The 11,651-nt window shown below is 55.7% G+C and carries 10 protein-coding genes; 5 read left to right on the top strand and 5 right to left on the bottom strand.

The window, feature by feature from the left end:
• Positions 1–489 precede the first annotated feature (489 nt).
• The 3 genes from nuoI to Q7L05_RS07745 all read right to left on the bottom strand — a co-directional run bounded on the left by nuoI (position 490) and on the right by Q7L05_RS07745 (position 2,327).
• Positions 490–978, bottom strand: coding sequence for an NADH-quinone oxidoreductase subunit NuoI (gene nuoI / locus Q7L05_RS07755; RefSeq protein ID WP_303904365.1), 489 nt, complete (start codon positions 976–978; stop codon positions 490–492).
• Between the two features lie 195 nt (positions 979–1,173).
• Positions 1,174–1,647 carry an AP2 domain-containing protein gene (locus Q7L05_RS07750; protein ID WP_175452558.1) on the bottom strand — a complete coding sequence of 158 codons (474 nt, stop codon included), beginning with the start codon at positions 1,645–1,647 and terminating at the stop codon, positions 1,174–1,176.
• Positions 1,648–1,844: 197 nt separating this feature from the next.
• Positions 1,845–2,327: a MarR family winged helix-turn-helix transcriptional regulator gene (locus tag Q7L05_RS07745; protein WP_303904359.1), complete on the bottom strand. Its 483-nt coding sequence runs from the start codon at positions 2,325–2,327 to the stop codon at positions 1,845–1,847.
• Between the two features lie 388 nt (positions 2,328–2,715).
• On the opposite strand from Q7L05_RS07745, the gene ectA reads away from it, so the two are divergent.
• Genes ectA through Q7L05_RS07730 form a run of 3 tightly spaced genes read left to right on the top strand, consistent with a single transcriptional unit; the run spans position 2,716 to position 4,915 of the window.
• Positions 2,716–3,222: a diaminobutyrate acetyltransferase gene (gene ectA, locus Q7L05_RS07740; RefSeq protein ID WP_303904356.1), complete on the top strand. Its 507-nt coding sequence runs from the start codon at positions 2,716–2,718 to the stop codon at positions 3,220–3,222.
• Between the two features lie 14 nt (positions 3,223–3,236).
• Positions 3,237–4,517 (top strand): diaminobutyrate--2-oxoglutarate transaminase, encoded by a 1,281-nt coding sequence (gene ectB / locus Q7L05_RS07735; RefSeq protein WP_303904353.1) that lies wholly within the window; start codon positions 3,237–3,239, stop codon positions 4,515–4,517.
• Complete coding sequence (locus tag Q7L05_RS07730; RefSeq protein ID WP_303904350.1) at positions 4,514–4,915, top strand: ectoine synthase; 402 nt, start codon at positions 4,514–4,516, stop codon at positions 4,913–4,915. The genes ectB and Q7L05_RS07730 overlap by 4 nt, the downstream gene beginning before the upstream one ends.
• Before the next feature lie 143 nt (positions 4,916–5,058).
• Here Q7L05_RS07730 and narL read toward each other — a convergent pair whose 3' ends face one another.
• Positions 5,059–5,715 carry a two-component system response regulator NarL gene (narL, locus tag Q7L05_RS07725; RefSeq protein ID WP_303904347.1) on the bottom strand — a complete coding sequence of 219 codons (657 nt, stop codon included), beginning with the start codon at positions 5,713–5,715 and terminating at the stop codon, positions 5,059–5,061.
• Between the two features lie 2 nt (positions 5,716–5,717).
• Positions 5,718–7,643 carry an ATP-binding protein gene (locus Q7L05_RS07720; protein WP_303904344.1) on the bottom strand — a complete coding sequence of 642 codons (1,926 nt, stop codon included), beginning with the start codon at positions 7,641–7,643 and terminating at the stop codon, positions 5,718–5,720.
• Between the two features lie 540 nt (positions 7,644–8,183).
• Between Q7L05_RS07720 and Q7L05_RS07715 the strand changes: the two genes are divergently transcribed.
• Positions 8,184–9,446, top strand: a complete 1,263-nt coding sequence (locus Q7L05_RS07715) for an MFS transporter (protein WP_303904341.1) — start codon at positions 8,184–8,186, stop codon at positions 9,444–9,446.
• 540 nt (positions 9,447–9,986) lie between these two features.
• Entirely contained in the window at positions 9,987–11,600 is a 1,614-nt protein-coding gene (locus Q7L05_RS07710; RefSeq protein WP_303904339.1) for an MFS transporter, read from the top strand.
• Positions 11,601–11,651 lie beyond the last annotated feature (51 nt).

Genomic DNA, 11,651 nt, shown 5'->3' with positions numbered 1-11,651 from the left:
CCTGCGCGGGGATGACGGTTCGCCTGCGCGGGGATGACGAATCTCCTATGCCGCGTATGATCAACCGGGCGAGCAGTTACCTATTTTTTTCAAAATCGGCGTCTATACTTCCAGTGAATCGCCTGGAACTGTGCGCTGAGCCAGTCCAGGACTTCCCAAGTGGTTTGTTGCCGTGTTTCCTCCCCTGCGCGATAGCGCAAACCTGTAGCCCTGTTCCCCCGCAGGGCTTTTTTTTGGGATTTCGGTGGGTAGTTTTCTATTGGTTGGCGAGTGGCATGCTAGTGACTGGTAGCTAGTGGTCCACGCGGAAAATAGTGTGGTACTCAGAGCCCCGCTAACGAGCCAAGGCCAGGCGGGCTGCGCAGAGATGGCTGCGCTGGGCAGGCTTGCGAGACCGGCTGAGCGTTACATTATTTTCGGCATGGTCACTAAACCTGAAGGATGGGGCGCGGTAGCCGGTTTTCCAGAGAACATGGACCAGCCCGTCCTTCACCGATATGGCGCATCCTTTGCACGATCGGCAGCAATCTGGTCCTCATGGCGCCGCCCCATCTCCAGTAACGACTCCTTGCCGATAATTTCATCGCCCCGGCGATCGAAATAAAATTCATAGACCCGCGTCAAAACGACGGCATCGACCGGGCATGCCTCTTCACACATCCCGCAGTAAATGCATTTGAACAGGTCGATATCATAGAGGGTTGTCCGGCGGGTGCCATCCTGCCGTTCGGCCGATTCGATGGTAATGGCGAGGGAGGGACAAATGACTTCACACAATTTGCACGCGATACAGCGTTCCTCGCCGTTAGGGTAACGACGAAGTGCGTGCAGTCCGCGAAAGCGGTGTGATTGAGGGGTCCGCTCCTCCGGGTATTGAATCGTTACCTTGCGGTCCACGAATCGCCGGCCGGTCACAGAAAGACCAGTAAGCAATTCGGAAAGTGTGAGGCTCTTGAGGAAAGAAACGATGCGACTCATGAATTCACTGCCGGGATACAGATATCCAAACCGCACGCAGATCGGGATTTGCGATATCCCGGCCTGAAGCCCTTCCGGATTATGAAAACCCTGCTCGGCAGCATGCTCCTGCTTGTCCTCCCCAAAGTCGTCCCCCGGGAACTGCTGGCCATGCCCTGGTGAGGGCTCGACCGCCGAAAAGGCCTAACGGCCCCATTACTGGGGCCGTCTCGGCGTACTCTCTTTCAGGATCTCCTCTACTCGGGCTTGCCGAAAGTCCACCGCCTGGCGGAAGGCTTCGCGCTTACCCAGTTTTTTGACCGAGAAATATTTGTGGCGTTGCGGGCCGCCCTTGGTAGGGCACCAGGAGGCAACGTAAGCTTGGCTGACCGAATTGCCTCGCTGCTTTTCCACGTAATGGACACCCACCACACCGGATGAATTGCTCTTGAACGAAGTGCATATTCTCCGGCCGGCGTCGGCATGTTCTCCGAACAGTCGGCGGCGGAGTTCGTCCCGGTAGGCGCGGGCAGCGGTGATTGCTTTGCGTTTACCGCCGTATTGACCATCGGAAAACAGCTTTTGGTGCAGCTTGCCATCCTTGACTACCCGAACCCAATAGCCACGAACCTTCTCGTGCTCCATCCGTGTGATGTTCCGGTTTGCGGGGTTCTTTCTGCTCAGTTTCATCGCACCATGCATCATGTTGGTTTTCCATCCTTTGCCCCTTCTTATAGTCCCTAAAGTGGGGCAATTCAAAAGCGACAGGGTTCCACAGGGAATTAACAGGTAATCTAGCCTCGATCTGCTATTAATTACTTGTAATAACGATTCTTTGCCTGCGGCTGACACTTCACCTTCAGGGGACATCCATCCCCATCAAAAGGTTAGATGGAAAATGGGCCGTTGAGTTCGTCAGTTTCGAGAACGGGAGCGGCATCCAGCTTGTAGGCGTCCATCATGCCGGCGACGCGCTGTAGCGATGAAAGGATTAGGTTCTGTTCCCAGTCGGAGAGTTCGCTGAAGGCGCGAATGAAGTGCTCCTGAAGGAGGGTGGGGGCGCTGGCGAGTGCCTGCTCGCCATCCGCAGAGAGAGTGACGACTACCCGGCGTTTATCGGTAGTACTGCGGCTTCGTGCTACGAGATTCTTGCGTTCCAGACGGTCGAGAATGGTGGTGACGGTCCCCTGACTGAGGTTGATCAGACGTGCCAGCCCACCTACGCCCAGTGGGCCATGGCGCAAAATGGCCTGGAGTGTCAACAATTGGGGTCCGGTAAGCCCTGAGCGCTGCAGCAGCTGCCTTGATTGCAGATCGATCGCGCGGATGATTCGCCGCAGGGCAACCAGAACTTCCTCATGTCTTTCCATGGGCGCGATTATAGGAAAGAAGTATTTTGAGTTCAAAATATTTCTGTTCAAAGCATATGACCTGTCCACCGAAGGAAAAGGACGATAAAGTGGGGCATTGGGCGATTTTGAGGCAAGCGGGGCTCTTCTTGGAAGCCGAGTCGTCCACCACAGGAGCGTGGATGTAGAGTGTACACTGGCTTTTCACATTGTAGTGTTTTCAGGTGGTTACGCTAGCAGCAGCACGAAAACCCCTTCGTATGCGTTTTACCACAAAGCCCTCGGGTACCCGGTTGAAAACCGCAAGCCCCAGAACGTATAATACGCAAACACTTAAGCACCGGGCGGACTGCAGTGCTTAAATCGTTTGGAAACAAAGCGAAATCCGCAACTCCGGGAACCTGAAATCATGGAATCAAAAGTAGCGGAGGGGTTGCAGTTGAGAAAACCGGTTCTGGACGATGGAAAGGCTGTCCACGACCTGATCGGCAATTGCCCGCCTCTCGACTTGAACTCCACGTACAACTATTTCCTTCTCTGCAGCCACTTTTCCGAGACCTGCGTGGTCGGGGAACAGGACAGCAGTATCCTGGCCTTCCTCTCTGCTTACCGTCTTCCCAAGTCGCCTGAAACCCTGTTTGTGTGGCAGGTGGCCGTTGATGGCGCTCTGAGAGGGCATGGGATGGCCGGTCGTATGTTGGAAGAGGTATTGGTGCGACCGGCGTGTCGCGGCGTGCGTTATGTCGAGACTACCGTGTCGCCATCCAATATCCCTTCCCGCCGGTTTTTTGAGCGCTATGCTGAAAAGCGGCAGCTCGGCTGGCACGAAGAAACCTTCTTGACGGAGGAGCAATTCGGCGGCGAAAGCCATGAATCCGAAGTGTTGTTCCGCATCGGACCTTTATTAAAACCATAACCAGGGAAACCGCCATGAGAATTTTCGAGCAACTTGAATCGGAAGTGCGCGGCTACGTTCGTTCGTTCCCCACTATTTTCAAGACCGCCAAAGGTTCGTTCCTTTGGAACGAGGATGGAACCAAGTACATCGATTTCTTTGCCGGAGCGGGTACGCTGAACTACGGCCACAACAACCCAATCATCTCCCAGGCGATGATCGAGCACCTGCAAAGCGACGGGATTGTTCACGGCCTGGATAAGGCGACCGTGGCCAAGAAAGAGTTTCTGCAGACGTTCTATGACAACATCCTCGCGCCGCGTAATCTGGAATACAAAGTCCAGTTTACCGGGCCGACCGGCACCAATGCCGTGGAAACGGCCCTGAAACTTGCGCGCATGGTCAAGCGCCGCTCCAATATCATCGCCTTTACCAATGGCTACCACGGCCTGACGCTGGGCTCGTTGGCGGTGACCGGTAATACCTTTTACCGGGACGAGTTTTATGGCATGCGGCTTAACGCCGATCACATGCCCTTCGACGGCTACTTCGGACCGGATGTGAACACCGTCGATTATCTTCGGAAGTTCCTCGCAGATAACTCCTCCGGCATCGATCTCCCGGCTGCAGTAATCCTCGAGACGGTTCAGGGTGAGGGTGGGATCAATGTGGCTTCGATCGAATGGCTGCAGCAGCTCGCCGAATTGTGCCGTGAGTACGATATCCTGCTCATTGTCGATGATATTCAGGTGGGCAATGGCCGTACCGGCAGCTTTTTCAGCTTCGAGCGTGCGGGAATCAAACCAGACATGGTGACCGTATCCAAATCTATCGGCGGCGGTATGCCGCTGGCGATGCTGCTGATGCGGCCCGAACTGGACCAATGGAAGCCGGGTGAACATACCGGCACCTTCCGCGGCAACAATCTGGCATTCGTCGCCGCCACCAAAGCACTCTCCTACTGGGAAAACAGCGATCTGTCCGAGTCGGTGAGGTACAAGGGCCAGATCATGGAGCAGGAACTCAAGGCCATCGCCGATAAATACCCACAGCTGGAGGCCAGCGTTCGCGGCCTGGGCATGGTTTGGGGTCTTGATATCCCGCGCTCCGGCTTTGCCGGCGAGATCGCGAAAGAGTGCTTCGAAAACGACTTGATCATAGAGTTGGCGGGTAGTGAAGATCAGGTAGTCAAGTTCCTGCCTGCGCTGACTATCGAGGAGGATACGCTTCGCGAAGGCTTGGGAATCATCGATAAGGCTATCGGTGACCTTCTGCAAAAGAAACAGGATATGCGTACAGGGGATACTCAGCAATGATTGTCCGAACTCTTGATGACATCCGGGGCACGGATCGGGAGGTCGAGGCAGAAAACGGCAACTGGGTGAGTCGCCGTTTTCTGTTGCGCAAAGATGGGATGGGGTTTTCGTTCAATGAGACTATCATCCGCGCCGGTACGGAGACGCATATCTGGTATCAAAACCATCTCGAGTCTGTGTACTGCGTCGCCGGTAACGGCGAGATCGAGGATCTGAAAACCGGCAAGATCTACCCGATCAAGGACGGCACCATGTATGCCCTGAACGAGCATGACGAGCACCTGCTGCGTGGGGGTACCGAAGATATGCGTCTCATGTGTGTCTTCGTCCCACCGCTCACAGGACGTGAAGTGCACGATGAGCACGGTGTCTATCCGGTGATGACCGACGACGAGTAGGTTGTCGGCATACCAGCGGTAAAAAAGCCGGGTCGCTATAGCGGCCCGGCTTTTTTATTGGGTTAACCCCAATGGAACCAGTCCGGCCACCTGCACTCCGAAATAGACAACCGAATAGTCCTCTGTGTTCGCAGTGGTGAATGTTAGTGCGGTACGCCCTTGCTGACCGCCAGTACGGCCGCTTCGACACGGGAGCGGAGGTTGAGTTTTTTCAGTAGGTGCTTGATGTGCACCTTGACCGTACCCACGGTAATGTCGAGTTCACGGGCGATGAGTTTATTGCTCATTCCCCGGGCGATCAGACCGAGAATTTCCCTTTCCCGATCAGTCAGTCCGGCTTCGGATGGATTGCGCGGCCGGTTGTCTTCACGCAATGCCTTGGCAAGAAGTTCCGTGAGCCGGTCACTGATGACGAGCCGTCCCTGTGCGGCAGTCTGGATGTTTTCCAGGATATGCTCCGGGTCCATGTCCTTGAGAAGGTAGCCGTCGGCACCGGAGCGCAGGGCAGTGATGACATCTTCCTCGTGATCGGAGACAGTAAGCATGATCACCCTTCCATCCACGGATTCCTCGGCTTTCAATGCCTTGAGGGTTTCAATGCCGTCCATGCCTTTCATGTTCAGGTCTAGAAGGATGATGTCCGGTCCGAGTTCCTTCGCCTTTCGGATGCCCTCTTCACCGGACGAGGCCTGGCCGATACACTCCAGGTTCTCATCCATCGCAATCAGGTCTTCTACCCCTTTGCGGAACAGGGGATGATCATCAATGACCAGAATCGTATTCTCGGTCTTGTCACGCATTGTTATCCAGTCTCGGTTTCGGTTTTGGTAACAGGCCTTCGGGTCGATGGCAGGAAATTCAGCTCGACTCGGGTGCCGCCCTCGGATTTGGTACTGATCGTAACATTACCCCCGAGGATCTGAGCCCGTTCTTCCATGATCGCGAGCCCGTAGTGCTGGCGACGCTGAGGGGAGGGAGGGATACCCTGACCGTCATCCTCAACGACTACAGTGACGTAGCCTTCGTCATTCGAGTCGAGCGTAATGGCAGCGTGCGTGGCCTCGGCGTGCTTGATCACGTTCCCGATGGCCTCCCGCACCAGTTGCAAGGTGTGGATCTCTTCGTTGGCGGTGAGTTGTGCACTGTAGAGTCGGTCATGCAGTTCGACGGTGACGTTACTGCGAATGGCGAACTCACGGACCGTCTCCTCCAGTGCCTTGGAAAGACCATGACCGTCCATTTTGAGCCGGAACGTGGTCAGTAGTTCCCGCAGTTGCCGGTAGGCACTGTTAAGTCCTTCGCGCAATTCTTCCACTACGGCCTGTGCCGACTCCTTGCCGTCCGGTTTTTTGAGGGCGGCATGGATACGGCTCACCTGGATCTTCAGGTAGGAGAGGGACTGAGCCAGCGAATCGTGAAGCTCACGGGCGATGACGCTTCGCTCCTCCAGTAGAGCCAGGCGTCGTGACTCCGTATCGCGTTCGGCAATGGTGATCGCGTTGGCGATATTCTGGGCCACGGTTTCGATGAGTCGGGTTTGCCAGTCGGCAAGTCGCTTCCCCGGGGGGATTTCGATGAGCAGCACGCCATGGTAATGATTCTGGTCGCGTATGGGGATGGATATCACCCTGAGATTGTTACGGCCTCGAGGGACATCGATCAGGTGTGTTGTTCCGGCTCCAAAGCAATTGATGCATTCAGGCGGGTTGCAGAGATCGCGTCGGCCCTGTTCCGGGGTTCGGGTCGAGGCCAGCTTGAGTGCTCGTATATCGTTGTGCTTGGTCAAACAGATGGTACCCGGGCCGGTGCCGACCAACTTGCGGATATCTTCCAGGAGCAGACGGTAGGTTGACTCTGTCAACGGACCGGCATTGAGGAGCACCGAGGTGTTATAAAGCAGCTCCAGGGATCGATTGCTCTGCTCCAGGTCGATCGTCTTCTCCCGTACGCGGGCTTCCAGATCCGCGTATTTGCGGGAGAGGTCCGCGGACATGACGTTAAAGGCATTGCCAAGGCGGCCCAGCTCATCATTACTGGTGTGGGAAACGCGTCCCGAAAAATCTCCATGGCGCGCTTTTTCCGCTGCCGCCAGCAAGTCCCTGAGCGGAATAAGAACATCCGTGTGCATGAGGTGCATGGTGATAAAGACAACCGCAAGCGTTAGAAACAGAGTCACTACCTGGATAATACGCAGTCGCTCAATCTTGGCTTCCGCAGCGTTTTCGATCAATTTGACCAGATAATCGACCTCGTTGAAAAAATCCGCCAGGTTTGCCAGGTAAAACGCTTGGAAGGTGGCGATGCGTTCCTCTCCAATTTCGCCGAGCCGATACCGATCAACCAGCTGTTTCGCCTCTGAAACAAATGGTTCTATGCGGCTGTGCCACTTGGACTCGACGGAATCATATGTAGCACGTAACGGATCGTCACTGGACTTGGGGAGGGCACGGACCAGCCGGTTGTCTTTCAGGCGGCTGACGAATTCGTCAGTGGCGGACTGGACCTGAGGGTAGGTCCCATAGGCACCGTTTTGATAATAAAGGACGGCGGTGGCCACCCGGTAGGACTGCATACGTAGCGAACCGGCCTGGTTGATGGCACTGGCGTCCCCTTTGCCGGTCTCTGCGATGAAGACTGAACTTAGCATACCCAGAAAGGCAAGGGTGGTGATCGTCGACAGCGCCAGGCCCAGGCGCAGAAGCAGTGAGCGCTTCAGGAAATGGCTCATCGGGTCCTTCGCGGATTATGGAATAAGCCATGATAATCCTATGTGGATTCGAATTGAAGCGCGGACAATTAAGGAGTACCTCGAAAGGTTGCAATTGCCGGTGAAAGGCCTCTGAAGTTGATGGGTATTTCATCAATATGGGACTGATGCCACCCAATTGACAGAGTCCCGTTATCCCGATAACCGGTCACATTTACCGGCCGTTTTAGGCTTGATATGCATCAATGGTGCAGCTCGTGTAACCCCTTACTTCTTTGTGGGTATTGCAGGGTGTCTAGCGCCCACTTTGTCCACCTTGCGATCCGTTCGCCTACCATTGTAGTGTCGCTCGGAAGTGCCTTGGGAGCCTGTCCAAGAATAGACTGACCTACTGCGGCCAAGCCTGATTGGCCAGATTTTTCGCTCATTTTCGTTAGAACCACTATTGCCTCAAATGACCGAAAAATCTGATTCAATCCGTCTTGCCCTCGTGACGGTCGCTATTCTCGGACAGGCTCCCGGGTCGGCATTTCCAACAACATCACTGCAGGGGAATAAGCCATGGCATTATCACGTGAACAGATAATGACGGTCACCATGAATACGACGGCGTTCACCGTATGTTTCGCGGTGTGGACGATGTTTTCCGTCATAGGCATTCCCATCAAGGAAAACCTGGGGCTGAGTGATACCGAGTTCGGTATCCTCGTCGCCACGCCCATCCTTACCGGCTCTCTGGTGCGGCTTCCACTTGGCATGCTTACCGACAAATTCGGCGGGCGTATCGTGTACTTTTTGCTGATGGTTTTTACCATCTTTCCCATCTGGCTGATTTCGGTATTGACCAGCTATTGGGCGCTACTGTTATGTGGTCTGTTCGTGGGGCTCACCGGCGGCTCCTTTTCGGTGGGTATTGCCGCCACGGCGCGCTGGTTCGACAAGGAGAATCAGGGCTTTGCCATGGGTATCTTCGGGGCGGGCAATGCCGGAGCCGCGGTGACCAAGTTCGTGGCGCCCACCCTGGTGGTGGTCTACGGCTGGACCTCCGTGCCGCAGGTCTATGCTGCTGCCATGACCATCATGGCCATTTCCTACTGGTTCCTCACCTATAAGGAACCGGCGCACCACACCGCGGGCAAAAGCATCACCATCAAGGAACAGTTGGCCGCACTCAAGGATCCGACGGTGTGGAAATACTGCCAGTACTATTCGCTGGTCTTCGGGGGGTTTGTCGGTGTAACTCTGTGGATGACCAAATACTATGTGAGCGAGTACGGGCTCGGTATTCAGGTGGCCGCGTTGATGGCCGCCATCTTTGTTCTGCCTTCCGGCGTGATTCGGGCCGCCGGAGGCTGGTTGTCCGATCGGTTCGGCGCCCATACGGTCACCTGGTGGGTGATGTGGACGAGCCTCGCCTGTCTCTTTGTCATCGCCTTCCCGGATACTACGGTCACTATCACTACCCTGTCCGGTGACCCGATCGTGATGAATCTGGGCGTCAACATGTGGGTATTCACCGCGCTGCTGTTTGTCGTCGGCATCGCCTGGGGATTGGGCAAGGCCTCGGTCTTCAAGTACATCTCCGACGAATACCCGGATAACATCGGTGTTATCTCCGGCATTGTCGGGCTGGTCGGCGGACTCGGCGGATTCCTGCTGCCCATTCTGTTCGGCATACTGGTCGATGTGTTCCAGTTCAACACAGTCGTCTGGTGGCTGCTGTTCGGCATCACCCTGGTGTCGCTGATGTGGATGCATTACACAGACGAACGGGCGACGGATCGACGGCTCAGGGCCGAGGCAGAAGCAGAAGGGATACGGTAACTCCTCTCCCAATCGTTACTCGTAAAGGACACGCGCAAATAACGCGGAGTTCGCAGAGGCCGGGCGCGAAAGCACCAATATCCGGTGACTTTTGGCCTCTGCGCTCTCGGCGCCAGCCGCGACATCGTCCTGAATCGCCTCATTGTCCTGCCCTGACGAAAACCACTGCGGATCCCTCCCTTCACCAATCCAGGCTGGCCTTCCGGGCGACAGTTCAAGCGCGACCCTGCGCGGGGATCTGAGCCGGGACAGGACGGGCGGCACGATGAGATACCACCAAAAAGCCGTTTTGGTGGTGGGGCTTTATCCGAACGACTTGTGTTATTCGTAAATTCTTGAATTTACTTGCAAAATTTAACATATCCCGCTACCACTCAGGTGGTAGAACCTGTCCAGGATCCTTTTTTTGCCCTCTTGTCAGGGTTCTCCACATCCTTAAACTCGGCAGGCATAAAGCAGTCGTAGAAAATTGACGGCTTGATAAAAGGCACTTATGTGTCGGGTTCGATCGCCTGCAGAAATACACAGAGGTAAAACGCCATGGCTGATCTAAAAGAGTGGAACGTTGAAGATCCAACGTTCTGGGAGAAGACCGGGAAACGAATCGCGAATCGGAACCTGTGGATATCGATTCCCAGTCTTCTTTGCGGGTTTGCGGTATGGCTCTACTGGGGCATCATTACTGTACAGATGCTTAATCTCGGTTATCCGTTCGAGGCGGCCGAGCTATTCACGCTGTCGGCGATTGCCGGCCTTACCGGCGCAACACTGCGCATTCCCAGCAGTTTCTTTGTTCGCATCGCCGGCGGTCGCAATACCATTTTCTTCACGACCGCGCTATTGATGATTCCGGCCCTGGGAACTGGGCTGGCGCTGCAGGATAAAGACACACCGCTGTGGGTATTCCAGATGCTGGCGTTCCTGTCCGGTTTCGGTGGCGGCAACTTTGCCTCGTCGATGTCCAACATCAGCTTCTTTTTCCCGAAACGGTCACAGGGGCTGGCGCTGGGCCTCAATGCAGGTTTGGGCAATGCGGGCGTGACCACCATGCAGATCCTGGTGCCGCTGGTGATGACCGTTCCGCTGTTCGGTGCCTTTGGCGGTGCAGGCATGGAACTGCAGAGCACTTCCGGAACACTGATCGGCAAGATCCCGGCGGGTACCACGACCTATATCCAGAACGCCGGCTTCGTCTGGCTGCTTTTCCTGGTCCCGCTGGCCTTCGCGGGTTGGTTCGGTATGAACAACATCCGCACCGAAGAGGTCTCGCCGCACATCGGCTCTCCATTCAGTGCCTTCGGTAAGATCATGGGCCTGCTGATCATCGGCTTCATCACGGCGGCCTTGGGTCTCTACATCATACTCCCGGAACCCGTGGGTCTTGGTGCCCCGGGTTGGGCCAAGTGGCCGGTCATCGTGGGTATCCTGTTCGCCACCGTCATGCTGATGAAGATGATCCCGGGCGACATCAAGCCGAACCTGCAGCGTCAGTTCAAAATCTTCGGCAATAAGCATACGTGGATCATGAGCGTCATCTACACCATGACCTTCGGTAGCTTCATCGGCTACTCCGCCGGCTTCGCCCTGGCCATCAAGGTGGTGTTCGGGTTCCAGCATGTCGAGGTAGACGGCGTGATGACCCACGACATCGCGAACCCGAACGGCCCCTCTGCCCTGATGTACGCCTGGATGGGCCCCTTCATCGGCGCGTTGATTCGCCCGGTGGGCGGCTGGATCGCCGACAAGGTCGGTGGTGCCAAGGTGACCCAGATCGTCGCCATCATCATGATCGCTGCGGCCCTGGGTGTTGCCTACTATATGCAGGCGGCCTACGCGTCGGCTACTCCGGAAGAGCACTTCATACCCTTCTTTATCCTCTTCCTGGTGCTGTTCGGGGCTACAGGCATCGGCAACGGCTCGACCTTCCGCACCATTGCCATGGTATTCCCGAAAGAGCAGGCCGGTCCGGCCCTGGGATGGACCTCGGCTGTTGCGGCTTACGGCGCCTTCATCATTCCTCAGGTGTTTGGCGAGCAGATCAAGGCAACGACCCCGGAAAATGCCCTCTACGGGTTCGCTGTCTTCTACTTGATTTGTCTGCTTCTGAACTGGTGGTTCTACCTCGGTCCGAAAGCCGAGATAAAGAATCCTTAATAGGTAACCGTCGTTCAAAGGAGCGATGGATCCAAATGCCGGAGCAGCTAC

Origin of the sequence: Thiohalomonas denitrificans (genome assembly GCF_016841685.1) — a bacterium.
GTDB lineage: Bacteria > Pseudomonadota > Gammaproteobacteria > Thiohalomonadales > Thiohalomonadaceae > Thiohalomonas > Thiohalomonas denitrificans_A.
This window is presented reverse-complemented; position numbering and strand designations above follow the sequence as displayed.